The organism is Tsukamurella sp. II2bb (assembly GCF_057815145.1).
Genome location: NZ_JBYPZI010000002.1, coordinates 171247 through 196570 on the forward strand (window position 1 = coordinate 171247; position 25324 = coordinate 196570).

A 25324-nucleotide genomic window follows, 5' to 3' on the forward strand; every position below is an offset into this window, starting at 1 on the left:
AGTGTCAGCAGACGATCTGTCTCGCTCACAGTTCGAGGCGTTCGAGGAGGATCGCTCCACCTCCGATGTAGTGCGGAATCTACGACAAGACCTGCAGATCGCAGTCTCCATGGCCGAATGCGCGACGAATTCGAACCAGGATCTCTCCGACGCAGTGCAGGAGATTGCTGACTGTCTCTACCGATATGGCGTGATAACATCAGCATCCGAGCGTGACGCCACTAGTCTATGCGAGCTGATCGTCCGACTCACCGAACTTTATCCGAATCGGTACATCAATCCACGGCCGATGCTTGAACTTGCGAGACGTTTGGGAACGTCAGCTCAAGCGCAAGAGATTGTCTTGGGATATATCTCTGCTATAAATTCTAGCTGCGATACGGTATCGGCGAGTAAGTCGTTCGTTGCCCAGTTGGCCAGTTCGGAGCTTCCAAGTACCGAGCATAAAGCGCTGTACCTATATCTTGTGTACAATTCTCTTCTTGAGCAGGACGCTGAGGCGAGAGAGAAAAGCGTCAAGAGTTTCACGGACACGTCTATCAACTTCATCTGCGAGAGCGTACCTGATCTAATCGCCTGGTTCCCTACGGCTGCGCTTGTAGAATATAATTCAATCTCGGTACTGTTCTTCAGACGGGCGGTTGCCCGTGAACTGCTCCCGGGGGTCGGCCATCACGAGATGTGGATAGGGTACTTCCATGAGACGTTAGGTTTGCTTGACTCAGGCAATCGAGACGAGCCGGAATCTAGTTGGCTCGAGGCCGTCCGCTCGTTCAAGAAAGCCGCTGAACACATTGACGACCTCGCGGAATGCCATCGTGAGTTAGTTGTAGAGAGCTTGCTCCGAACTGCCACCCGGACGGCGAACCTGCGATCGAGCGATGAGATCTATGACGCTATTGTGGGCGGACTCGCATTGGCCCGCGACTATCGAATATCTGTTCCGGAGGAGATAATTGTAGAGGCTGCGACTCAGGTATCGACCATGTCGCTGAAGAATATAGACGTCCTAGGAGGGCAGCGAATACGGGGAGTATCTGAGTTTGATCTCAGCGGTACTTGCATTACTGTAAGTGTGCCGGAGCGCGTTACCTGCGGCAGCGAATTTACCGTTATTGTGGTAGTAAGAAGCGCAATAGATGCTGGGCCGGTAGATATTGCAGTTTTCGGGGATTCTGCGACAATAAAGCTCGAGCGTGACGCTGTGTACTCTCATGGCGCGATGTTCGTGTACTCATTCAGCGTTGCGCGCGTGCCCTATCTCGGAAAGATCAATGTCTCGATTGCGTTAGCGGGACAGCCATGCGGAACTGTTTCTCAAACGTTCGAGGCGATCAGTGACCGAACCGGCCTCAATGCGTCAAGATTTGATCGACATACTCTTCAAGGCAATGTGGATTCAATCGATTCAGATGTAGTGATCTCCGCTGAGATCCACGATGGGCAATTTGTTCTACGATGTTGGGACGCCACGTCTAAGCGGGTAACGGAACTGGTTAGAGCCCCGATGACCCTCTCCGACCTGCGTTCACCTATGTGTGTATTGCGCGAAGTGATAGATCGCGACTATCTCGACCATTTCGGAGATGACGCGACTCGCGCTCGCCTTGACCTGGAGATCAATCGAACACTGGAGGTCTATAGTCATCAGTTAAGGATCGACGAATGGCCGCTGCCTGACCTCGGCGACCGCACGCCCCGGATCACCATCATGACTGCCGAGTACGATATTCCGTGGGAAGCTCTACCGCTTAGGCGGCACGGGACCACGAAGACTCTAGGTGAACTGTGTTCGGTAGCCATCTTGTCGGTTGAGCAACGCAAGAGTCAAAGTGTGTATGTCGATGACGTGCAAGTCATAACTGCGACAGAATTCGATGGGGATGCTGAGAAAATAGGCCAGGCGCTTGAAAGTCGCGGGCGGATTTGCAACGTGTCTGCTTTGGATAGTCTTGCTGCGGCCCTGGATAACCTTAGTGACAACGGATTCATCTATATTGGCGCTCACGGCGATATAGACGACGACACTGGACAGTTGTCGTTTGGAGAACGGCACGGGATCGACGTAACTCGCGTTATTCGGTTTGAACGATCGATCTCGACAGCGAGATCGTTTGTCTTCGCGAATGGGTGCAATACTGCGGTAACCGAAAATGGTCCGCTTGCGCCGTTTGCTTGGTTCGAGGTACTTCTCAGGAATGGGGCCGCAGGGTTCCTTGGAACTCGGTGGGCTGTCAGTGACAACTGTGCTCAGCTATTCGCGACAGAATTTTTTGGCAGACTAGCGGATGGGGACTCTCTCGTAGAGGCGGTCCACGCGGCCCGTCTCTACGCCCGCGACAGCGGGTACTCCACAGATCCGAGCTGGAAGGCATATTCCCTATTTTGTCATCCAGAACTTGGTATTCAGAGCAGGAGCACGGACTGCTCGTAGGCACAAGGGATTGCGTGACATCAGTTCTTTCATCGAACGATCACGTAGTACGGGAGCCAATGTGTCACAGGCGGCGACGGAGGCCTACGTACCGAATTGCTGAATTCCTCGAGGTATCCAATCTGTAAATCTCGTAGAACTAGTTCGGGTTTTCTTGATTCGGCGCTTTCAAGCGCTTCAAGGAGTCGCCTTTCGAACTCTCGAGTCTCTCTAGTCTCGGGGACTGCCCAGTTTGTTCCTATCGTTGTCGGGATGCCTTTTGAAAGGAAGGCCAGACACAGCCCGCCCCAATTATGATATCGATCCTGCATTGCAGAAGCGGTGGTGCAGCCAGCAAGCACCACGAGGTCACATCGTGTAATTTCCGATTTGATTCGGGCAATATCGTTTTCAAATATTCGCTGGCGTCGGGCCCACTGGATTCCAAACATGTCTCCGCTCTCGTTCATCAGTGTGTGCCCACCGAAATGTATAATCCGAAAGTCTCCACTGGTCATCGCGCGGAGTGCGTCAGTCCTTGTGGCTATGAGATGGCGATTCTTGCTTCGCGCAAGTTCGGGTGCGGTGGTCGCGATCTTGCCACCAATTGGCATTTCCGACGGTGCGTCTCCTTCTCCCACGTACTGGTTGTTGAGGACACCTGGCGATGGGCATACCAACGCGATCACGCAGTTGTCGATAAGCAGACGTGGCCGTTCAATCGATCTTCGGACGGGGACGATCAGCCAAGGTACCAACTGGGCTGCCTGACTACAAGGAACGATGCGGAGATCGAGTAGCTCGCCTTTCTGTGATGCGGATTCCATATCAGATTTCAGCAGTGGGGGGATCAGTCGTGCGACATCTCTCAAATGCCACGAGTTGTTTCTGGGATTCGAGAATAGCCGTTCATTCACGTCGAAGTGCGCAGCGCTACCTAGCATCAAGGCAAGTGACGCTACCATCGACTTGAGACTTGATTCCGCCTGATCCAGATCCACGTCGATGATACTTGAAACCCAACTTCCAGTTGTTCCTCGATACATCGATATCCAGATGCCGCCCATCCCGGCAGTGAGCCACAGAGACTGACTGGCACTGCGGTATCTTTCGATGTCTTCGTGGGACCATGCCTGTGGCTCATGGATCGGCGCCGTCGGATCAGTGGTCTTAATCAAGTTGGCCATTGTTTGCGCCGTGCTTCTTGCTGAAGCCAGGGCAAGTAAGGAGTTTACCATGCGTAGGGCGAGCGAAGTCCTGAGGTAGGTGTCGTATAACCGCTTTAAGGCCCGGGCAACCTCTTCGGTAGTTGGGAACGGCCCCACGTCATTTACATGAACACTCCATGCGACAGTCGATATCCAGGCCGAGATTCGCCATTGGAATTCCAGCTCACTGCTATCGCCGTGAAACGTATCGGCAATCATTTCGTCGCAACGGGACAGCTCATGGAAGTCACCAAGGCGAAGCCGGTACTTGCGGGATGTGAGGAGCAATTCGCGTTTGCCTCCGCGCGAACGTCTGCACAATGCTTGACTCTCGAGTGTATTCGCGAGTTCCCTTGCCGTGCGTGGCAGATGTTCACGTCTTGCAAGAAGTGAAATTGCTGCTGAAAAATTCGAATCAGCGCCCGCTTGATTGTTTAATGCTGTGAGAATCATTGCGCGCGTACTGAGCGCGCTCGCGTGCCTAAGCTCGTCGGTCGGCGTCGACCTGGCGATGGTACGCCAGTAGCCAATTGCATGTTCTATTTCGTCAAGCGCGTCGGTGTGACGGCGTAGGGTGCACAGAACAGCGGCGGAGCACGCTCGAGCTAGAGCGAGCTGCTCGCCAGTAGATACGCCCAATCTGTTTAGGCCGTTTTCGATCTCAGCGGGAGCGGTTTCGAATAGCCTGATCGCTAGAGCGTGGAATTTTGCAGAAAGTTGATAGCGGGATGTCGTTCCCATCTCTCCAAAAGATCGGACTCTTCGAAGTAGCGGCAGTACGTCCTGCTCGTGATATTCTGCAATACTCGAACGGCCGGCCTGAAGTGATTCTTGTTGCGATTTCGTGATATTTTCGTGAAACAGGGCCGCCGTGGGGCCTGTGGTTGAAAAAACCGTCACCGGTAGCCATTCGGATGAGATGGCGTGTCCGAGGCCGTGTACGGATCGTGCGTAGGTATCGTAGCTTTTTGCGTCGGTGGCGTAGGCTGCCAGTATTATGCATCTCTCAAACCAGTGTATAGCTTCCTGGGGAAATCGGTGTTGCAGCGCGTTACCGATATCGTACGACACGATCGTACGTTTTGGGTCATTGATATCCAGCGAGCGGTACAGGTCCTCTAGTAATTTCGCGCAGGTCATCTTGTCGCCGTCATTGAAGTACGCCACAGCGAGTTCCAGTACTAGCTCGGAGCGCTGTGTCGACGATGACTGAAGAATCATCCGCTTAAGTTCTGCTATTGTTCGCGGCATTGAACCAAAGACGTTCCGCTATTGCTCACGATATTGATATTGCCCGTGGGTCGATACCCGCCGTTGTCCCGCGTACCAGACCGGACCTTGGCGTTGGCGGCAGTGCTCGGCGATCCTTGGAGGAAGTATCGCTGCATGTTGGGATAGATCCTGAGTAGTTGCACTGCGATGCAGAATTCTGTGTCTTCAGGGAATCTGAGCTTGGCGCGAAAGTTCTCGGATCCTTGCGTTTCGTGCTCGATTTTCAGGCCGCCAAGCGGTTGGTGCGAAATGTCTAGCGAAGCATTTGTTTCGTCATCAAGTGATATTGTGAGCTCCTTTGCGTAGTATGCAGAGGTGGCGATGAATAGCTTGCCATTCCGGGCTAACTCTACGGCTAGCGGATAGTTCCTATTTCGTCGCGACTCCCTGATCCAACTGTCGATTTGAAATATGTCGGTCGTACGCAGCGTTACGCCCGTCCAAGATAGAGATGCGCGCGCTGCCCGGCTGAGGGCACCCCTGGTTGTGAGAGAACCTCCGAATGGCTGCGCAATGCTGTTCGCGACAGAAATTCCGGCACCGGTCGCGCTCCTAGACTGAGTTGAAGCGAGGATGTCTGCGACCGACTCCGTTCTGATGGTAATCGATGCCTCGGCAGTTGCTACATTGGAGAGAACTTGGTCGATTCGCCCGAGCGGCGTGAACGTCTTTCTAGCAGTACGAGCGAACACGTCCAAGGGTTTTATTCCGGTTCTTGGGAATTCAAGGGGAACGTACGACTGAGGAATTCCCATGTCTCTGCTGGTCGGGAATGTGGTCATTTGTTTTTCCTTAGACGTCTGCGGATCATCGTCTGCTCCGCGTGGTGGGGCTTCTGCTAGTGCGCGAACGTTGGGTTACGGTCTCGACGAACCTTGTTGCAATAGCTCGCACCGAGCGTATCCGTTTGGCCCTCGACTTGGGCAGCAATGGACGCTGCCGTCACACGGGCCTCCGCGGCGCGGACGCAGCGCGGGGGGCCTCCGAAGGAGGTTCATCTCCCATAGGTCCCGGAGTGAGTAGGTGTCGAGCCACTGCTCGAGTTCGGATTCATCGGGCCGCATGACCTCAGTCGCTCCGCGGACCCGATCAACGACAGCGACCTCGGCGATGAAGAACTCTCTGAGCAAGGTGACAGATTGGGTTGCCGCGAGCATCATTCGCCCGCTCGCCGCGTCGTGCAGCAGCGCCGCGAGGTGATGGATCGTCGCCTCGCGTCGGTCGCCGATCTGGCGGCCGACGAGATCCTCGCGCCGATGCAGTGCGTGCACGTCAGCGTCGCCCCGGACCGGGGGTGGCTGCTGCCGAGGGCGGCCGACGCCTCGTGACGCCGGCCGCCCTCCGTGCGGTGCTTCAGCTGCGCTGCGCGTAGACCAGATCGTTGTTCTCGTAGCCCATCGGCGGGCCGACGAACCTCCCGCCGCAGGTCACGAGGATCAGCGTCTCCGGGCCGTCGAGCCGGTTCAGGTCGTCGCTGGGCAGTGAGCCCTTGCCGACCGACACCGTCCGCATCACCCGGTAGCGGATCGCGGCACCGTCCTTCCCGGTCAGCGTGACCTCGGTGCCCGGCGCGAGCGCGGAGAACCGCTTCGCGAATCCCGTGCCCTGCCGGGCGTCGTCGACGTGGCCGGTGATGACGACCGAACCCGCACCGCTGCCGGGAAGCGCTGAGTCGACCCACCAGCCCACCCGGGCGACATCGGTCGGCGGGTACAGCGCGCCTTGGGCGTCGGTCGCCACCGCGTCGACCACCGCCCGGGCATCGGCGACGGTGACGGCCACCGGCGTGGTCGGCTCGGACGCCGTGGCCGATACCGGGGGCCGGAGGTCGCTCTGCGCGCTCGGGTTGGACGACGGTGCCGCCGCCGTCCCGTCCACGGTGCCGCCGCAGCCCGCGAGGGCGAGCAGCGCTGTGGCCGTCACGACCACCCCGGCCCGGCGGCGCATCACGCCGTCCTCCCCGACGGGATCGAGGCGATCGGCACCCGCGTCTCGAGGTTCCGCACGACCGGGGCCGCGTCGATCGTCGAATTCGTCACCCGTACCTCGAACCGCGGCGTGAGCTTCACCTCGAACGGGACCGCGCCGTTGTCGCGGACGTAGCCGGCCGGTGCGGCCGTCTCGATGGCCCGGTAGCAGCCGGACGGGAGCGCGAGGGCCGCGACGCCGTCGGCGCCGGTGGTGACGGCGCGGATCGCCTCGTCGGACCCGCACCGCGCGATCACGAACGACGCCCCGGCCAGCGGCGCACCGGTGATCCGATCCGTCTTGACCAGCCTGCCCTCGGTGTCGACCTCGCCGGGCGGGATCGTGACGCCGCAGCGGAACCGGAAGGCGAGCCGGTTGACGGCGTTGCCCTCGACGCGGGCGTAGGCGTGGGGGCCGAGCAGCACGCACGACGACGGCCACGCGGTCGGGACCACCGCGACGCAGTCCCGCGGGAAGGTTCCGCCTCCGTTGCCCGCACTGTCGGTGCGGGCGCCGCCCAGCGGTCGCCAGGTGCCGCACTCGGCGACGGCGTACTCGGACGGGACGCCCTTGCCGTCCTGGTCCCGGGCGGAGAGCGTGAAGCGGACGTTCTTGGTCGGCGGCGGCGTGGTGCTCGTGGGCGGGACGATGCCGCCGCGCTCGAGGGTGAAGCGGAACTCGACGCGGCCGGTATCGCTGGTGCGGGTCATCGCCGAGGGACCCACGATGCGCCAGTTGGTCGGTACCCGGTCGATCTTCGCCTGGACGCAGTGCCCGGTCACCGTGGTCGCACCACCGTCGGACAGGGTCGCGCCGGGCCCGCCACTGCAACCCCGCACGTAGGCGGTGGCGCCGGGGACGCCCGTGCCGTTCGTGTCCACGATCCGGACCGCCCCCACGGTGAGCCGGCCGGGCGGGCCCTGGGGCGGCATCGTCGTGGTGGTCGACGGCCCGGGCGTCGTCGTGGGTACCGCCGTTCGCGGTGGCGTGGCCAGGGCGGGTGCGGGCACGGTGGTCGACGGTGCGGGTGTCGTCGTGGTCGTCGTCGCCGGGGCCGATGGCGCGGGTGGTGGCGTCGTCGGCTCCGCCGAGGCGATGCCGGGCAGTAGCCCGAGCATCGGCACGATCGCAGCCGGGATCACCAGCGCTCGACGGATTCTGTTGGTACCGGTCGCGGTTCGCATCGCGTCCTCCTCGTCTCGTTTCCCCACGGTGCTCGGATATGAGGGAGATCGGGAGGCGCCGCCCGCTTCGTTAGCGGTGTTATTCGATCGTTATTGCCCGGTGCACCGCGTCGACCACGGCACCGGCACCGTCCTCGGTGGCTATCGTCCTGCTCAGGGCATCGGAAGCGTCGCGATACGACGGGTCGGACGTCGCGGTGAGTATCGCCCCGGTCAGCGCGGAAACCGTGACCTGCGTCCGGTCGCTCGGACTCCCGGAACGGGACGTGGGTCAGACAAGTCGATCCGGCGGAGACGTCGGGCCCGCCGGCTCGAGAAAGTACTCGGTGCCGATGAGCCGGGCCAGGACCGGCGTGGGCAGCAGGATCGCGACGCGCAGGGCGCGCATGAGCAGCCCGGACTTCGCCAGTTCGGACCGATGCGCCGCGAGGGCGCTCTTCTTCGCCGCCACGTGATCGCGGACGTCGATCCGGTGAGTGATCTGCGCGGACGGGGTGTACCAGGTGCGTGCCAGGCCGATGAGCCGCGACGGCACCAGCCGCACGCGCGCGAGAGCGGTCACGATGCGCACCGGCACGTGGCGCGGGAGTGTGGCCTCAATGAGCCGGACACCGGTCAGCTCCGCGGCGCGGCGGGCGATCGCGTGCACCGCGAGGTGATCGCGATGACGGTACCCGCCGGCCGCGTCGTAGCCGACCAGCAGCGAGGCGTCCTCCTCGCGGAGGATCGCCGCCAGCCGTTCGGCGGGCCCCTCGATCCCGGCGCGGACGAGGCGCACGCGCCCCGGCGGGTCCGGGTACAGGTCCGCGCCGTGGCCGCTGTCGGCGTAGCCGAGCCAGCGCACCTCTGCCGCGCCGAGCGCCGCGCCGGCGGCCCTGAGCTCGGCCAGGCGGCGATCCGGGTGCGGCTCGTCGTCGCCGTTCATCATCCCGTCGGTGGCCACCACCAGCACGATCCGGTTTCCGGCCGCGGCGAGCAGGGCCAGGGTGCCGCCCATGACGAGCGTCTCGTCGTCCGGGTGCGCGTTGAGCGCAACGACGGTGGCCATGTGCCCTGTATATCACCGGGCGGTGGTGAGCTCCCCGAAAGTCGCATATCGGGCGTCGGATCGGGCACCGTCGGGCGTGACCTGTTTGTCGACCAGGATGACCTGCCCGATGAAGGGTTCGACGATGCCGACCATGCGGATCGGGGCGGCGATGATCAGCTGGAAGCCGAACTGTTCGAAGGCCCGCAGCGACTGCGCGGAGAAGCGCTCGTCGGACTTGCTGAAGGCCTCGTCGAGCATGAGCGGCGCGAAGGCCGGCTCGTTCGATCCCGTGGGATCGGAGTTGCCGTGCGAACCGAGGGCGAAGCTCAGCGCCGCGGCGAGGCAGAAGGCGACCAGCTTCTCCTGCTCGCCGCCGGAGTTGGTGGCGGTGTTGCGGTAGGTGACCACCGCGGGGGCGTCCGGCTCCGCGCCGACGGCGTTCTCCCGGCCGTAGAAGGAGTAGCCCGTGCGCACGTCGAGGACATTCTCGGTCCACCGACGGGACTCGGGGTCGTCGCCGGTGAGCCTCAGCACGAGCCCGCGGATCCGTTTGAACTGCGCCGCCATGGCGGCGGGTTCGGCCCGCTTGGCGGCGGGAGCGTCGCGGACCATCTCGTCGACCAGCTTGGCGAACTCCTGCGCCTCCGGCGTCGGGCGGGCGGCGTAGGCGATCTGCAGGTAGGTGCCCTCGTTGAACTCGACCCGGCGCAGGCCCGCGTTGACGTCGGCGATGCCGCGGGTGATGGCCCGGTGGGTGTCGTCGACCTCCTTGAACAGGTTCGACACCGAATGACTGACGTCGGTGGTGATGAGGCGGCGGAACTTCTCGGTGGCCGCCGCGAGCCCGTGTGCGACGAGGTTCTCGTGCACCGCGACGAAGTCCGGCGCTGACGCGGCCTCGGCGGACAGCTCCGTCGACGCGTCCGGCCACTCGCGGAGGAACTGCTCCGCGGTGCGCACGATCCGCGCCTCCGCGGCATCACGTTCGGCGGTGGCCGCGGCCTGCTGGCGTTCCAGCTCGGCGCGGAGATCGGCGCGGACCTCGCCGAAGGTCTCCAGGGTGAGCCGGCGGGGGCGGGCCTCGTCGGCGGTGAGCAGGTGCCACAGCGCCGTGGCGAGGAAGTCCTCGTCCTCCTCTCTGAGCTTGGGGGCGCTCTCGGCGTCGATCTTCTCGAACTCGGCGAGGAGATCGTCGAACTCTGTGCCGGCGCGGTTCATGGTCTCGGTCAGCGCGCCGATGCGGGTCTGCGCCTCGGCGAGCTCGCCGTAGGCGTTGTCGGCCTGCAGCTCCAGCTCGCCGAGGTCGGCGTTGCCCGACCGGGCGTCGGAGATGCGGTCGGCCAGCTCCTCCGCCTCGGCCTTCGCGGCCCAGTGGTCCAGTTCCGCCCACGACGTGTAGCCGAGGACCCCTGCGGCGCTGTCGGCGACGGCCTTGTGCTCGGCGAGGTCGTCGCGCAGCGTCGCGGACGCCTCGGCGGCCTTCGCATGCACCGCGGCCAGCTCGTCGCGGCGCCGCTGCAGCGCCTCGCGCTTGCTGCCGGTGTTGGTGCCCAGCACCCACTGCGAGCGGTCGGCGACGGCGCGCCGGTCGTCCTTGCGGAACCGTCCGCCCGCGCTCTTGACCAGGCCCTCCGGGGTGACCGCCTGCTCATGCCGCTCCAGCTGGGCGGGGGAGTCCACGCAGGCGTGCCGCGCGGCCCGGGCGACCGCGCCGGCGAGCCACCGTCCCGCCTCCGACGAGGTGTCCACGGTCAGCTTCGTCGCGAGCGACCCCGGCTCCGGACGGGTGGTGTCGGCACCGTCGACCACCTGGTAGGTGAGGACGCCCTGGACGCGGGTGGCGTTGACGTGGTCGGCGACTGCCCGCTGGTGGCGCGCCGGCACCAGGAGCGTGGTGGCGAGTGGACGCAGCACGCGTTCGGCGGCGCCGGCCCACGTGGCCTGTTCGGCGGGCAGCACGTCGATCAGCTCGGCTGCGTAGGGCAGGTCCTCGGCGGGGACGCCCGTGGCGCGGGCGATCGCGTCGCGCTGGTCCAGCAGCGCGGGCGGCAGCAGGGACGACCGTCGGTCCAGGACGGACAGCTCGTCGTCGACGGCCTCGACGGCGCGGCGCGCATCCGACTCGTCGGTGTAGGCCGTGTGCACCCGCGCGGCGAGCGCCTCGGCGGCCTCGGTCGCCCGATCGCGGATGCCCGGGACCTGCTCGCGCAGGGCGGCGAACTCCTCCGCGGACTCCGGCGCGCGCTCGCCGAGCTTCTCGACGGCGGCGGCGTAGCGCTCGTAGGCGCGCTGCCGGGCCTGGGTCTGCAGCTCGCGGGACTGCAACTCGGCCTCGAGTACGCCGACCTCGCCCTGCTCCTGCCGGAGCCGGTGCAGCAAGTCGTTGTAGCGCATCTTGCGCTCCTCGGCCCGGTCCTCCCAGCGGGCGATCTGCGCGTCCATGCTCGCTCGCTCGCCCTCGATCCGGTCCATCTGCTCCTGCAGCAGCCGCAGCCTGTGTCCGCGCAGGTAGGAGCGCACGGGCGCGCCGAGCAGGTCCGCCGCGCGCGTCGTCCCGACGGTGGCCGAGCGGTAGCGTTCGTACGCCTCCGGCATCGGCCGCAGCACCTTCTCCTGCGCCTCCGCGCGCGCCGCGGCCCGGTAGGCCTCGTCGAGCTGGGTGAAGTTCTCCACCAGACGTTCCGCGCGGGCGTAGGTCTGCGGCCGGTCCAGCATGTAGGTGCGGATGAAGGCGTCGAGGTCGCCGACGTTCTTCATCGCCTTGGCCTTGCCGAGCAGCGCCAGCGCGGCACTGGACGTGCCGATGCCGACGCGCCTGCGCAGCGCGTCCTGGTAGGCGGCCTGGGTGTCGAAGGACTCGACGCCGCTGTGCCGGGCGCGCCAGCCGCGGGTGTCGAAGCCGGCGGTGGCCCAGTCCTGCAGGTCCAGCAGGTCGAACGGGCCGGAGTGCAGCTGGTACCAGGACTTGAGCGAGGCACCGTCGGTCCCGCTGCCGGGGAACCACTTCACGGCGACGGCGGTCGTGACGTTCCCGGCGCCGTTGTCGTAGGTGGCCGCGACCGCGGACCAGGTGGCCGAGTCGCCGCGCAGGTACTGGACCTTGGACTGCTGGTGCTCGTCGTCGTTGACCGACCACGCGCCGCGCACGTAATCCGCCATCGAGCGGGCGGCGCGCTTGGCGCCCTTCGCCGTCATGTCCGCGGAGGCGTTGAAGGACTGGTCGTAGGTGGGCAGCAGCACGACCGAGTGCGCGTCCATCAGCGAGGACTTGCCCGAGCCGGACGGGCCGGTGAGGATCACGCCCCGCTCATCGATGGGGAAGTCCTTGTAGCCGTCGAAGGTGCCCCAGTTGACGACCTGCAGGCGGGTGAGGCGGTACTGGCCCATGTGATTTCGGGTGCTGCGCACTGTCACTGCGGCTCCTACGTCTCGTTCTCGGGTTCGACGGTGCCGTCCTGGCCGTCGTCGCCGTCGTCGACGGGGGCCGCGGCCTCGCCGAGGTCCTGGTCGGTGCTGGCGAGATCGCGGTAGGCGGCGGTGTACAGGTCCACCTGTTCGGGCGTGAGCAGGGAGGCGATCACCGAGTGCACGACGTACCGGTCGCTGGTGCCCACCCGCCGGATCAGGCGGCGGGTCTCGAGCTGGTTGATCGCGGCGTCGGCCTTCTTGATGAAGCCGGCCTCGTCGGTGTCGCGGGCGGGCCGGAAGGTCAGCAGGTGGTCGATCATCTCCTGCCGCTCCACGACCGCGGCCTCGTCGGGGCTGGACAGGTGCTTCAGGCGCAGGAACAGCGCCAGCACCGAGGCCGCGAGGGAGAGGCTCTGGGCGCGCAGCAGGTTCCGCTGCCGGGGGTCGTTCTCGCTGACCTGCCGGGTGAAGGCGTGCTTGGTCTCGCGGTTGATCTCCAGCAGCAGGTTCAGCTCGGACAGGCGACTGCGCAGCAGCGTCTCCTCCGCCTCGATCACCGCCCAGTTCTTCGACTTCGCGGAGACGTGCGGGGCCGCGATCAACTCCTGCAGTGCGTAGCAGACCGAGTTCGGCAGCTGCGAGGTGTCGCCGTCGAACCGCGGCGCGGTCTCCGCACCGCGGAGCGATCGCACGGCCTCGTCGTCCGCGATGCGGAAGTCCGCGAGGTCGATCTCGGGGAGCGCGTCGTCCCCGATGTCCAGTGTTTCGTCGGTCACGTCACTCCTCGAACAGCGTGGTCGGCTCGGGCGCGGCCGAGGCGGGCGTCAGGGGCGGGAGCGCGGCGGCGAACTCCACGTGCGGCACCGTCAGCTCGCGCGGGCCGCGGGCCGTGTGCGCGAGGACGGTGACGGGCCGGTCGGCGTCGACGGTGCCGTACCGCGCGCCGAGCGACCAGACCCCGACCACGTCGCCGGCGCGGGGAGCGTCGATCGTCGCGAGGATCTCCTCGATGTCGGCACCGTCGGACTTGCTCACCCGCTCGTTGATGGCGGCGGCGAGGGAGTCCCAGTCGATGGCCTCCCGGCCGACGAGCCGGGCGGGGTCGATGGTGAACTCGCCCGAGGTCTCGCGCACCTCGGGCGGCAGGGTGACGATGCCGTCGTGAAAGCGCAGGGCGCCGACGGAGCTGGTGTCCACGGCCGACATGGGGACCGCGAGCCCGGTGTCACGGCCGGCGGAGACGGCGTCGAAGGCGTCGACGGCCGCGCGCTGCGCCTCGGTGATGCGGGCCCGCAGCGACTGGTACTGCAGGAAGTCGCCGTCCTTGACGAAGATGTTGATGCGGCGGTAGACCTGCCCGCGGATCTCGTCGACCCGCTGGACCTGCATCCACATGCGGTCCAGGAACCCGGTGAGGGAGTCTCTGAGGTCGTCCGGCAGTGCCACCTCGTGGACGACGGACGCGACGGACGTCTCCAGCTGGCGGCGCAGGCGGTGGTCGGAGAGCAAGGTGTAGAAGGCGTCGAAGGCCTTGCCCTCGGGGGTGTTCGCGAGTTCGTCGTGGCCGTCGAAGAGACGCTGGAGAGTCTTGGCGTAGGCGGTGGCGCTGTCGTCGTCGGACGCTTCGAGTCCGTGGGTGAGCAGATTGCGGGTGTGCTCGCGCAGCTTCTCGCCGTAGCCGAGGATGTCCGCCGGCATGCGCTCGGCGAGGGAGCTGACGATCTTGAGGTCGTCGACCACCTTGTCGCGGTCGTACTCCGGGACCAGGCCGGCCCGGAGCGCCTCGCGGCGGTGGGTGAGTTCGGCGATCTGTTCGTCCAGAGCGCGCAGGTGGTCGTCCGGATCGGCGCTGACGGTGACCGCCACCGCGGAGAGTCGCGCTGTGACGAGCTCCAGCGCGGTCTCCGTGGCGACGTTGCGGTCCAGAGAGACGGCCTGCACCTGGCCGAGGGCCGTCGTCGCGCCGCGGGTGAGCTGGATGATCTCGCGGTCCGTTTCGTCCAGGGTTCGGGAGACGAAGCCGTGCTTGACCCATTGGTCCAGGACGTCTGGGCCCGCGGGGACCGGGCGGGCGCGCTCGGTGAAGTGGTGGGCGAGCGACTGCAGGTCGACGGTCAGCGCGTCCGCCAGCTCCTCCGCGTCGACGGGGCCCGTGCCCAGCCGTGCGGCCATGAGGGCCAGGTAGGCGACCGCGTTGGGGGAGCGGAGGAGGCGGAGCGCCACGTCGTTGTCCGCGTTGTCGGTGAACGCGGCGTACAGCTGCGCAGCAGTCTGCGCCATCGTGCACCTCCCTGTTCCGTCGCGACGATCCAGTGTATCGGGGCGTCGGCCGTGGTTCTGAGGGACGTGCGGCGGTCGCGGGGCTATGAAATCGTGACCGCTGGTGCCGAACCGGACTACTCGACCATCCGCGCCTGCACCACCACCGTGATGCGCGACGGCCTCGGAAGACGACCGGAGCTGAGCGGGCACCGTCGGGCGCGGCGGGTGAGTGCCCGGATCACGACGGACATGGGCTGGCGGATCATGCTCGGTCGTGGTCTCGACAGCCCAGCAGAACGTGTCAGACGTCCCCGATAGCGTCGCGGTGACAGTGACGAGTAGGGGAGGACTCATGACTGAGCTGGAATCGTCGGGGGAGCACGGGGACCTGGTCACGCAGGTCTCCGCGTTGATCGAGCAGACGCGTGCGGTGATCGCGTCGCAGGCGAACGTGGCGTTGACGCTGATGAATTGGCAGATCGGGCATCTGATCGACATCGCGATCCTCGCGGAAGAGCGCGCCGACTACGCTCGGGAGATTGTCGTGGCGCTGTCACGACAATTGACGGAGCGTTACGGCCGGGGCTTCGAGCGGGCGAATCTGTACCGGATGATCCAGTTCGCGCAGGTCTTTCCGGATCGCGAGATTGTCGCCTCGCTGGGGCGACAATTGAGCTGGACGCACTTCAAGGCGCTCCTACCGGTGGACTCGGACGAGGCGCGGGCGTTCTACATCCAGCAGGCGCTCGACGCACGGCTCAGTGTCCGAGCGCTCCGCGACCTGATCGGGCGGCAGGGATTCGAGCGACGGGAGATCGCGAACGCGCAGACGCCCGGAGGGTCGGCGGTGCCGCTCGACAGCTTCCGCGATCCCTACTTGCTCGACTTCCTCGGCCTCAAGGACGTCCACGCCGAGCGGGACGTCGAGGAGGCGCTCATCCGCGAAATGGAGACCTTCCTCCTCGAAGTCGGCAACGGCTGGGCCTTCGTGGCCCGGCAGAAGCGGATGACGGTCGGGAACGACGACTTCTGCCTGGACCTGCTGTTCTTCTCGCGGCCGCTCCGCCGACTCATCGCAGTGGAGCTCAAGGTCGGTAAGTTCCGCCCGTCGTTCAAGGGCCAGATGGACCTTTACCTCAAGTGGCTCAACCGGTACGAGCGGCGGGACGACGAGGAAGCGCCACTGGGCCTGATCCTCTGTACCGAGGCGAGCCGGGAGCAGATCGAGCTGCTCGAGATGCACAAGGACGGCATCGTCGTGGCCGAATATTGGACCGCGCTCCCGCCGAAGGAGGAACTGCAGCGGAGAATTGCGCAGATCTATCGCGATGCCCAGGAGCGGGCCGCGCGGAGGGTAACCGGTCCGGGGAGTGCGAACGAGTAGGTGCGGCGCACGACGCCATCCCAGGAATCTGGGAGGTGGAAGTGCCCGGTACTTGGGGATACCGGTGGCAACGGCTGCTGCCTACCGTCGTCTGCATGAAGAAACTGGGAATGGGGGCGGCCGTCATGCTGGTCGCGGGGTGTTCGTTCAGCGCCGGCGGCGCGAGCGTCGACTACGGCAAACTCGAGAACGCGATCACGACGAAGCTGAACACCGAGTACGGCAAGCTCGGCCAGAAGGTCGACTCGGTCAGCTGCGACCAATCGAACAAGCGCCCCGCGGTCGGGTCGACCTTCACGTGCGAGGCGAAGATCTCCGACGCCGTCGTCCCCGTGACGGTCACGGTCAAGGACGACCAGATGAACGTGGACTTCGTGACGGCCAAGAAGCTCTACAGCATGCCCGCGCTGGGCCCGCAGCTGACGCCGCACGTCAAGGCTCAGCTTCCGGGGGCGTCGAGTGTCGACTGCGGGACCGGGCTCAAGGCGGTCGCGCCGAAGGAGAGCTTCACCTGCCGGGTCGCGAACACCGACGGCACCACGGACACACTCACCTACACGGTGGGCGAGGTGGCCGACGAGGACAGCTGGGAGGTCGCGTAGCCGCCGCGGCAGCGGCCTAGAGGGCGTCATTCGTCACAGAGATCATGCTTCACGTGTGCAACACAGACCTCGGTGCGGTATTTTTCCACCAGCAGTCACATTTGTCACGGAGGTCAAGATGCGTGTCTCTGGTTTCATCCGCTCGGTTCTGTCGGCGACGGTGGCGGTCGCCGCGATCGCGACTGCGACCTCCGGAACGGCGGGGGCGGCACCGTCGACCTCCACGGCGTCCCTGACGAACCAGGCGATCGACCGCCAGGCGGCCGGCGATACCGCCGGCGCCCAGGCGGCGGTCAACCAGATGCCGCTCGACCAGGCGCAGAAGGTCGTCGCGCTGATGACCAACGTCAACAAGGCGCTCACCTTCCCGCTCACGGACCAGGTGCCCGGCGGCGTCGCGCCCGGAACGGTGATCGTGATCCTCGGCTACGGCCTCGAGGACAACGGAGGCTTGCGGCCGGTGCTCGTCGAGCGCCTTACCAAGGGTCTCGCGGTCGCGCAGGCGTACCCGGCGTTCCCGATCGTCGTCACCGGCGGCGCGCCGAAGGCGGGCAAGACCGAGGCGGCGGCGATGAAGGAGTGGCTGCTCGCCCAGGGCGTCTCCGGCACCCGGATCTACACGGAGGACCGGGCCGGATCGACCCAGGGCAACGCCATCAACTCGGCGGCGCTGATGCGGCAGAACGGCTTCGGCAACGGCGCGGTGCTGGTCACCTCGGCCGACCACACCCGTCGCTCGGTGGCCGACTTCCTGGTCGCCGGCATCACGCTGCAGGCCGTCGTGGCCTCGGACGCGAAGATCCAGTCGGCGCCGATGTCCGCCAGCGGCGTCGCGGCCGTCTACCGGGACGCACGGGGCGTCGCCGGAATCTGATCAGCGCCCCCGCGCGGACGCCTGGAAGTTGTCGGTGGGGTGTGCGAGCGTTGGTCCCATGACCGACTACATCGCCCCGGTGGGCGCACCCGTATGGATCGACCTGATGAGCCACGACGTCGATGCGGCGGCGGAGTTCTACCGCGCCGTCTTCGGCTGGGAGGCCGATCCACCCGCCGCGGAGTTCGGCGGCTACCGGAACTTCCGGGTACGCGGCAAGCTCGTGGCCGGGCTCATGGGGGCCACGGACGGGGGCGAGGGGCCCGGCGACATGTGGTCCGTCTACCTGCGCACGGACGACGCGGACGCCTCGCTCGCCGCGGCCACGGAGGCGGGCGCCACCGTGATCGTGCCCACCGCCGACGTCGGTGATCTCGGGCGGTTCGGCTTCGTCGTCGACCCGGCCGGCGCGGCGATCGGCGTCTGGCAGCCGGGCACCCACCCGGGGTTCGTGGAGCGCGGCGCGCCCGGCACCCCGTACTGGTTCGACTGCATGAGCAACAGCTACGAGGACTCGCTCGCCTTCTACCGCACCGTCTTCGGCTGGACGCTCCAGGAGATCGGCAGCGGAGGCGCCGAGGGCTCGGTCGGGCCCGACCGGTACAGCCAGGCGCTCGTGGGGCCCGACGGTGCCCAGGACGGCGTCGCCGGGATCATGAACGCCGCACCACTGTTCGACGCCGGGGTCTTCGGCGACGGCATGTCGTCGTTCTGGCAGATCTACTTGACCGTCGAGGACACGGCCGCCGCGGAGGAGCGGATCGTCGCCGCGGGCGGGCAGATCCTCCGCCCGGCCGAGAAGACCCCGTGGGCCACGATGGGCTCGGCGAAGGATCCCGGCGGTGCGGTCTTCCTGTACGCCACCCCGCCCGAGGGATACTGACGTCCGGGCGGTTTCAGGCGATTGCAACCGGTTCGTAAGGCCGACGGGGCTACGCTCCCCGCATGACCTACAACCAGGGCGAATACCCCGGGCAGCACCAGCCCGCGGGACCGGTGTCCGGTGGCCACGGCCCGTCGCACCAGCCGTACGGACAGCCCCCTTACGGACAGCAGCAGCCCTACGGCGGTTCGCAGCCCCCGTACGGCCAGCAGCCGGCGTACGGCCAGCCCTACGGCGGGCAGCCGGCGTACGGAGGGCAGTCCTTCGGCGGGCCGCAACCCTACGGCGGGCAGCCGCTCCCGGTCGGCTATCCGTACCCCGGCGGCAGCGGGCAGCCGGGCCCGCTCGGCCCGGCGGCACCGTCGGGCAGGGGCGGCGTCGGGATGGTCCTGCAGTTCGTGGTCGTAGGCGCGGGATTGCTCGCGGTCGTCGGCGCGTTCCTGCCGTGGGTCTCCGTCTCGGCCTCGTTCGGCGGCGCCAGCTTCACCGAGACGGTCTCGGGCATCGACGGCAGCGACGGCTGGATCTCGCTGGTCCTCGGCCTGATCGCCGCGGTGGCGGCGGTAGCGGCGGCCGTGCTGCCCGTCCGGGGCGCGCCGCTGCGACTGATCTCGGGCATCGTCGCCGTGGTCGCGGGCCTGATCGTGGCCGGCCTCGGCGGCTACGACCTCACGAACGCCGCGTCTCTCGCGTCGAAGTCCTCATCGCTGGTACACACCTCCACGGGGGTGGGGCTCTACCTCACGGTCGTCGCGGGCGTGGTGCTGCTCGGTGCGGGGATCGGGGCGATCGTGGTGTCCCGGCAGAAGCGGTGACGGTGCGCTGCCGCTAGCGCCGGCGCACGCTCTCCTCCACGAGGTCGAGCACGGCCTCCAGGCCCGCCGTCGGGCGGCCGGACGCCAGATGGGTCACCAGGCCGTCGAGGACGAGATCGAGATAGCCGAGTATGACGTCGGTGGGGAGGTCGTCGCGCAACCGGCCGCGCTCCTTCTGCCGCTCGAGGCGGCGCAGTGTGGCCTCCGTGAGTTCGGCGCTGCGCTCGGTCCACTCGGCCCGGAAATCGGCGTCGTTCTTCAGGCGGCGGGCGATCTCGAGCCGCGTACCGAGCCAGTCGAAGCGCTCGGGATGGCTGAGCATGTCCCGCATGACCTGCACCAGCCCCTCCTCGGCGGCGATGTCGGCCATGCGCTCGGCGTCCTCCCGCGCAAGGGCCAGGAACAGCGCGTCCTTGTCGCGGAAGTGGTGGAAGATCGCGCCACGGGACAGTTCCGTGGCGGCCTCGAGCCGACGCACGGTGGCGCCGTCGTAGCCGTACTCGGCGAAGCAGGTCCGCGCCCCGTCGAGGATCTGACGGCGCCGCGCGGCGAGATGATCGTCGCTGACCTTGGGCATGAATTGCTCCTGATCCAACGGGAACGGCGGGCCCGGCCACAGGGGCCGGGCCCGCCGTCACGCGTGCACGAAGACGAGAGATCAGTTCCTGATCATGTTCCGGAGCACGTACTGCAGGATGCCGCCGTTGCGGTAGTAGTCGGCCTCACCGGGCGTGTCGATGCGGACGTCCGCGTCGAACTCAATCTTCGTGCCGTCCTCCTTCGTGGCGGTGACGTGCACCGTCTTCGGGGTGACGCCCTTGTTCAGCTCGGTGATGCCCTCGATGTCGAAGGTCTCCGTGCCGTCCAGGCCGAGGGTCTTCCAGGACTCGCCCTTCGGGAACTGCAGCGGGACGACGCCCATGCCGATCAGGTTCGAGCGGTGGATGCGCTCGAAGGACTCGACGATGACCGCCTTGACGCCGAGGAGGCTGGTGCCCTTGGCCGCCCAGTCGCGCGAGCTGCCGGAGCCGTACTCCTTGCCGCCCAGGACCACCAGCGGGGTGCCGGCGGCCTGGTAGTTCATGCAGGCGTCGTAGATGAACGACTGCGGGCCGCCCTCCTGGGTGAAGTCGCGGGTGTAGCCGCCCTGCGTGCCCTCGAGGCCGATCGTGTCGAGCACGCGGTTCTGCAGGCGGATGTTCGCGAACGTGCCGCGGATCATCACCTCGTGGTTACCGCGCCGCGAACCCAGCGAGTTGTAGTCCTTGCGGGCAACGCCGTGCGCGTCGAGGTACTGCGCCGCCGGGGTGCCGGGCTTGATCGGGCCGGCGGGGCTGATGTGGTCGGTGGTGACCGAGTCGCCCAGCAGCGCCATGACCCGGGCGCCCGAGATGTCGGAGACCGGCTCCGGCTCCATCGTCATGCCGTCGAAGTACGGCGCCTTGCGGACGTAGGTGGAGTCCTCGTCCCAGGCGAAGGTGTCGCCCTGGGGGGTGTCGAGGTTCTGCCAGCGGTGGTCGCCCTCGAAGACGGTCGAGTAGGACTTGCGGAACATGTCCTGGTTGATCGCGCTCTTGATCGTGTCGTCGATCTCCTGCGCCGACGGCCAGATGTCCTTGAGGTAGACGTCGTTGCCGTCGTGATCCTTGCCCAGCGAGTCGGTCTCGAAGTCGAAGTCCATCGTGCCCGCGAGGCCGTAGGCGATGACCAGCGGCGGCGAGGCCAGGTAGTTCATCTTCACATCGGGGGAGATACGACCCTCGAAGTTGCGGTTGCCCGAGAGCACCGCGACCACGGTCAGGTCCTCCTCGTTGACGGCCTTGCTGATCTCGTCGGGCAGCGGGCCGGTGTTGCCGATGCACGTGGTGCAGCCGTAGCCGCCCAGGTAGTAGCCGAGCTTCTCGAGGTACGGCCAGAGGCCGGCCTTCTCGTAGTAGTCGTTGACGACCTGCGAGCCGGGAGCCATGTTCGTCTTGACCCAGGGCTTGGTGCTCAGGCCCTTCTCGACGGCGTTGCGGGCGAGCAGGGCGGCGCCCAGCATGACCGACGGGTTCGAGGTGTTGGTGCAGGAGGTGATGCCCGCGACCGCGACCGCGCCGTGGTCGAGCACGAAGGTGCCGCGCTCACCGGTCACGGTGACGGGCTTCGACGGACGACCCTCGGAGCCGTTGGCGGCCGACTGGACGTTGACGGCACCGTCGTCGGCGAAGCTGAGCTTGGCCGGATCCGAGGCGGGGAAGGACTCCTCGATCGCCTCGTCCAGCTGGGTGTGCGGCGCCGGGTTGTTCTGCTCGACGTAGTTGTGGATGTCCTTGCGGAAGGCCGTCTTCGCCTCCGAGAGCAGGATGCGGTCCTGCGGGCGCTTCGGGCCGGCGATCGACGGAACGACGGTGCTCAGGTCCAGCTCGAGGTACTCGGAGTAGGCCGGCTCGTGCTCGGGGTCGTGCCACATGCCCTGCTCCTTGGCGTACGCCTCGACCAGCGCGAGCTGCTGGTCGGTGCGGCCGGTGAGGCGCAGGTAGTTGATGGTCTCGCCGTCGATCGGGAAGATCGCCGCGGTGGAGCCGAACTCGGGGCTCATGTTGCCGAGGGTGGCGCGGTTGGCGAGCGGGACCTCGGCGACGCCCTTGCCGTAGAACTCGACGAACTTGCCGACGACGCCGTGCTGACGCAGCATGTCGGTGACCGTGAGCACGACGTCGGTCGCGGTGACGCCCGGCTGGATCTCACCGGTGAGCTTGAAGCCGACGACGCGGGGGATGAGCATGGAGACCGGCTGGCCCAGCATGGCCGCCTCGGCCTCGATGCCGCCGACGCCCCAGCCCAGGACGCCCAGGCCGTTCTCCATGGTGGTGTGCGAGTCGGTGCCGACGCAGGTGTCGGGGTAGGCCTGGCCGTTACGGGTCATGACGACCGGGGCGAGGTACTCGATGTTGACCTGGTGGACGATGCCCATGCCCGGGGGGACGACCTTGAAGTCGTCGAACGCGCCCTGGCCCCAGCGGAGGAACTGGTAGCGCTCGCCGTTGCGCTGGTACTCGAGGTCGACGTTGCGCTCGAGGGCGTCGGCGGTGCCGAAGACGTCGAGGATCACGGAGTGGTCGATGACCATGTCGGCGGGGGAGAGCGGGTTGACCTTGTTGGGGTCGCCGCCCAGCGCGGTGACGGCCTCGCGCATGGTGGCGAGGTCGACGATGCAGGGCACACCGGTGAAGTCCTGCATGATCACGCGCGCCGGCGTGAACTGGATCTCGACGCTCGGCTCGGCCGAGGGGTCCCAGTTCGCCAGGGCGTTGATGTGATCGGCGGTGATGTTCGCGCCGTCCTCGGTCCGCAGCAGGTTCTCTGCGAGGACCTTCAAGGCGTAAGGCAGCTTCTCGGTGCCGGGCACGGCGCTGAGGCGGAAGATCTCGTACGACTGATCGCCCACCTCGAGCGTGCCGCGCGACGAGAAGGAATCAATACTCTTGCTCACGTCAGCTCCACTCAACGTTTGTGGTGTGCACCGACGGGCTGTGTCGGTGTCTGAATCCGATAATACAGTACGCTTGTCCTGTGAGAGTCCCGGGGGCTGAAACTCACCGGACGCCGCTCATTGTGCCTCGTTCCGGGCACGCGCGTGGGCGTGTCGTACTGTGAGGCCCATGGGCCCGCTGCCGATCCTCACCGAAGTCCCGAACGACGTGGACCTGTCCGCACTGCAGGCGGACCTCGCCGCCGACGGTGTCGCCGTCCTCAGCCCGGCTCATCAGGACTCCGTGCCGGAGCTGGTGCGGGTCGTGAGCGAGGCGCGGGCCAAGGGGATCGAGAACTTCCAGGTCGTCGTCCTCGCGCACGACTACAACCCCGACACCTCGCTCCGCGATCTCGGGACCGAACTCGGTAAGCAGCAGATCGCCAAGGGCGAGGGGCCGATGACGATCCTGGTGATGTCGCCGGCGCAGGTCGCCGGGTACTCCACGCAGCTGTCCCGGTACCAGATCGAGAAGGGGCAGGACGGCTACACGGGGCGGCTCGCCCTGAACAATCCGCCGAAGGCCGCCGAGGACTTCGCCGACGTCGCGCACGACGCGACCTTCCCGTGGGCCGGGTTCACCGTGGCGCTGGTCCTGTTCGTCGCCGCGCTGGCCGGCGTCGCACGCGTGCGCACGCGCCGGCGCAGTCGCGAGATCGACGCTGCGCGCAGGGCGGCGGGTACGGCCGGCGACACCGCTCCGGTCGCGGTGGGCGCCCCCGGGACGGCCGAGGCGGCGGGCCCGGAGAATGGCGACGCAGCCGTTCGAACGAACGAATAACGCACACTCATTCGAAATTCCAGCTGTGTGATTCTTCGCGGCTGTCCGATTCTATCGCCATTCTCAGGTAACGCATCTGCGCAGGTCAACGCTCTCTTCTGAAGACTCACATCGATGTAGTTTGTGATTGCTGTTTTCTCTCGTTGTGAAAGTGCCGTACGGTACCCCTGAAGCCAATGTTGTACGTGAGGCCCACGCGTACTCATCGGACACCGGTCTTGAGTTGAGGGAGACACCTTGAGGCGTACGGCACACCCCGCCCCGACGTTCGCTGCGCGGTCGCTGCTCGCGGCGGTCGCCACCGGCTCGTTGGTCGCAGGTTCCGTCGCTGCCGGTGGTTCGGCCTTCGCCGAGCCCAACGGCCCCGACGCCAACCCCGCGAACGTCGTCGCCGCGCTGGTCGACAGGATCGCGCAGGCCGACCAACGCATCGCCAACCTCCGCGGCGACGTCGCGACCAAGCGGCAGTCCGTCAACCGCGCCGTCGTGGACCTGCAGTCCGCGCGGGACGCGGCGACCGCGGCCAACGGCGCGATCAAGGTCTCCGAGGCGGCCGTCGCCGATTCCGACGCCCGGATCAAGACCGCCCAGGACGCCTTCGACACGGTCGTGCGGGCCGCCTACGCGCAGGGCAACAGCGCCGGTGCGCTGGTGAACACCCTCGGCGGCAACGATCCCGGCGTCGCGGTCGACCGCGCGGCCACCCTGCGCATCGTCGCCGACAAGCAGCGCGCCGCGCTGGGCGACCTCCAGGCCGCGAAGAAGCGCGCCGAGTCCTCCCGGGCCGCCGCGAAGGCCGCCAAGGTCCAGGCCGATGCCGCGACCGCCGCGGCGGTCGACCGGAAGAAGGTCGCCGAGGACTCCATCACCGCCACCGTCGCGACGCTCTCCACTCAGGAGCAGGAGCAGGCGAAGCTCAGCGCGCAGCGCGAACTGGCGCAGCGCGCGCTCGACGAGGCCAAGCGTGCCGACGATCGCGCGGCGCAGCAGAAGATCTACGCCCAGTACGTGGTCGACGAACAGCAGACCCAGCAGATCACCGCTCCGGCGGCTCCCGCCGCCCCCGCGGCCCCTGCGGCGCAGGCCGCGCCCGCCGCACAGGCCGGTACCGCCGACTCCGCCGACCCGCTCGCCCCCGCGCGCAATTTCGCCCAGAGCATCGTCGGGCAGGCGTCGTCGCTGTTCACCAACCCGTTCGGTGCGGTCACCGGACAGGCGGCCCCCGCGGCGCAGGCCGCGCCCGCCGCCCAGGCCGTCTCGAGCGCCGCCGGCATGAGCGGCGCCCAGATGATCGAGACCGTCGTCCAGCGCGGCATGTCCGTGATCGGCGTGCAGTACGCCTGGGGCGGCGGCAACGCCTGGGGCGCGACCAAGGGCGTCCGCGACGGCGGGGTCGCCGACCGCTACGGCGACTTCAACCGGATCGGCTTCGACTGCTCCGGACTGATGGCGTACATGTACGCCGCCGTCGGCATCGCGCTGCCCAAGTACTCGGGCTACCAGTACACCACCGGCAACAAGGTGCCGATCAGCCAGCTCAAGCGCGGCGACATGGTCTTCCGCGGCCCCGGCGGCACCCAGCACGTCGCCATGTACCTCGGCAACAACCAGATCATCGAGGCGCCCGAGTCCGGCGGCGCCGTGCGCATCCAGCCCTTCGACCCGTCGACCTTCCTGTCGCAGGGTGTCCGCGTGATCAACAGCTGACCGCCGCCGATTCAGTACT

General features: G+C 66.6%; 20 protein-coding genes. 9 read left to right on the top strand and 11 right to left on the bottom strand.

What is annotated here, in order from left to right; translation table 11 throughout:
* Position 1 precedes the first annotated feature (1 nt).
* Positions 2–2434 (top strand): CHAT domain-containing protein, encoded by a 2433-nt coding sequence (locus AC21LY_RS06820; protein WP_489045601.1) that lies wholly within the window; start codon positions 2–4, stop codon positions 2432–2434.
* Between the two features lie 29 nt (positions 2435–2463).
* Here the strand turns inward: AC21LY_RS06820 and AC21LY_RS06825 are convergent, their stop codons facing one another.
* Both AC21LY_RS06825 and AC21LY_RS06830 read right to left on the bottom strand, forming a co-directional pair.
* Positions 2464–4842: a CHAT domain-containing protein gene (locus AC21LY_RS06825; protein ID WP_489045603.1), complete on the bottom strand. Its 2379-nt coding sequence runs from the start codon at positions 4840–4842 to the stop codon at positions 2464–2466.
* Positions 4843–4856: 14 nt separating this feature from the next.
* Positions 4857–5675, bottom strand: coding sequence for a hypothetical protein (locus AC21LY_RS06830; RefSeq protein WP_489045605.1), 819 nt, complete (start codon positions 5673–5675; stop codon positions 4857–4859).
* Positions 5676–6032: 357 nt separating this feature from the next.
* On the opposite strand from AC21LY_RS06830, the gene AC21LY_RS06835 reads away from it, so the two are divergent.
* A complete protein-coding gene (locus AC21LY_RS06835; protein WP_489045607.1) occupies positions 6033–6221 on the top strand; it encodes a hypothetical protein in 189 nt (62 codons plus the stop codon).
* Between the two features lie 25 nt (positions 6222–6246).
* Here AC21LY_RS06835 and AC21LY_RS06840 read toward each other — a convergent pair whose 3' ends face one another.
* The 7 genes from AC21LY_RS06840 to AC21LY_RS06870 all read right to left on the bottom strand — a co-directional run bounded on the left by AC21LY_RS06840 (position 6247) and on the right by AC21LY_RS06870 (position 15011).
* A complete protein-coding gene (locus tag AC21LY_RS06840; protein ID WP_489045609.1) occupies positions 6247–6840 on the bottom strand; it encodes a class F sortase in 594 nt (197 codons plus the stop codon).
* Complete coding sequence (locus AC21LY_RS06845; protein WP_489045611.1) at positions 6840–8045, bottom strand: prealbumin-like fold domain-containing protein; 1206 nt, start codon at positions 8043–8045, stop codon at positions 6840–6842. Before AC21LY_RS06845 ends, AC21LY_RS06840 begins: the two co-directional genes overlap by 1 nt.
* Before the next feature lie 271 nt (positions 8046–8316).
* Positions 8317–9093 (bottom strand): PIG-L deacetylase family protein, encoded by a 777-nt coding sequence (locus AC21LY_RS06850; protein WP_489045613.1) that lies wholly within the window; start codon positions 9091–9093, stop codon positions 8317–8319.
* A gap of 12 nt (positions 9094–9105) precedes the next feature.
* Positions 9106–12489 (bottom strand): ATP-binding protein, encoded by a 3384-nt coding sequence (locus AC21LY_RS06855; protein WP_489045615.1) that lies wholly within the window; start codon positions 12487–12489, stop codon positions 9106–9108.
* Positions 12490–12497: 8 nt separating this feature from the next.
* Positions 12498–13259: a DUF4194 domain-containing protein gene (locus AC21LY_RS06860; protein ID WP_489045617.1), complete on the bottom strand. Its 762-nt coding sequence runs from the start codon at positions 13257–13259 to the stop codon at positions 12498–12500.
* A 1-nt stretch (position 13260) separates the two neighbouring features.
* Positions 13261–14763, bottom strand: coding sequence for a DUF3375 domain-containing protein (locus AC21LY_RS06865; RefSeq protein ID WP_489045619.1), 1503 nt, complete (start codon positions 14761–14763; stop codon positions 13261–13263).
* Positions 14764–14879: 116 nt separating this feature from the next.
* On the bottom strand, positions 14880–15011 hold the full coding sequence (locus AC21LY_RS06870) for a hypothetical protein (RefSeq protein WP_489045621.1): 132 nt from the start codon (positions 15009–15011) through the stop codon (positions 14880–14882).
* An 86-nt stretch (positions 15012–15097) separates the two neighbouring features.
* Here AC21LY_RS06870 and AC21LY_RS06875 point away from each other — a divergent pair, with 86 nt between their 5' ends.
* The 5 genes from AC21LY_RS06875 to AC21LY_RS06895 all read left to right on the top strand — a co-directional run bounded on the left by AC21LY_RS06875 (position 15098) and on the right by AC21LY_RS06895 (position 19303).
* Complete coding sequence (locus tag AC21LY_RS06875; RefSeq protein WP_489045623.1) at positions 15098–16129, top strand: PDDEXK nuclease domain-containing protein; 1032 nt, start codon at positions 15098–15100, stop codon at positions 16127–16129.
* 95 nt (positions 16130–16224) lie between these two features.
* Positions 16225–16731, top strand: a complete 507-nt coding sequence (locus AC21LY_RS06880; protein ID WP_489045625.1) for a DUF4333 domain-containing protein — start codon at positions 16225–16227, stop codon at positions 16729–16731.
* Positions 16732–16849: 118 nt separating this feature from the next.
* The gene (locus tag AC21LY_RS06885) at positions 16850–17605 is read left to right on the top strand and encodes a YdcF family protein (protein WP_489045627.1); all 756 of its coding nucleotides are present in this window, start codon (positions 16850–16852) and stop codon (positions 17603–17605) included.
* A gap of 58 nt (positions 17606–17663) precedes the next feature.
* Positions 17664–18488, top strand: coding sequence for a VOC family protein (locus AC21LY_RS06890; RefSeq protein ID WP_489045629.1), 825 nt, complete (start codon positions 17664–17666; stop codon positions 18486–18488).
* Between the two features lie 62 nt (positions 18489–18550).
* Positions 18551–19303 (top strand): hypothetical protein, encoded by a 753-nt coding sequence (locus AC21LY_RS06895; RefSeq protein ID WP_489045631.1) that lies wholly within the window; start codon positions 18551–18553, stop codon positions 19301–19303.
* A gap of 13 nt (positions 19304–19316) precedes the next feature.
* Here AC21LY_RS06895 and AC21LY_RS06900 read toward each other — a convergent pair whose 3' ends face one another.
* Together AC21LY_RS06900 and acnA are read right to left on the bottom strand one after the other, a co-directional pair.
* Positions 19317–19880 carry a TetR/AcrR family transcriptional regulator gene (locus tag AC21LY_RS06900; RefSeq protein WP_489045633.1) on the bottom strand — a complete coding sequence of 188 codons (564 nt, stop codon included), beginning with the start codon at positions 19878–19880 and terminating at the stop codon, positions 19317–19319.
* An 81-nt stretch (positions 19881–19961) separates the two neighbouring features.
* Positions 19962–22778: an aconitate hydratase AcnA gene (gene acnA, locus AC21LY_RS06905; protein WP_489045635.1), complete on the bottom strand. Its 2817-nt coding sequence runs from the start codon at positions 22776–22778 to the stop codon at positions 19962–19964.
* A 169-nt stretch (positions 22779–22947) separates the two neighbouring features.
* Here acnA and AC21LY_RS06910 point away from each other — a divergent pair, with 169 nt between their 5' ends.
* Together AC21LY_RS06910 and AC21LY_RS06915 are read left to right on the top strand one after the other, a co-directional pair.
* Positions 22948–23598, top strand: a complete 651-nt coding sequence (locus AC21LY_RS06910; RefSeq protein WP_489045637.1) for an Rv1476 family membrane protein — start codon at positions 22948–22950, stop codon at positions 23596–23598.
* Positions 23599–23835: 237 nt separating this feature from the next.
* Positions 23836–25305 carry an NlpC/P60 family protein gene (locus AC21LY_RS06915; protein ID WP_489045639.1) on the top strand — a complete coding sequence of 490 codons (1470 nt, stop codon included), beginning with the start codon at positions 23836–23838 and terminating at the stop codon, positions 25303–25305.
* Positions 25306–25324: the final 19 nt, after the last annotated feature.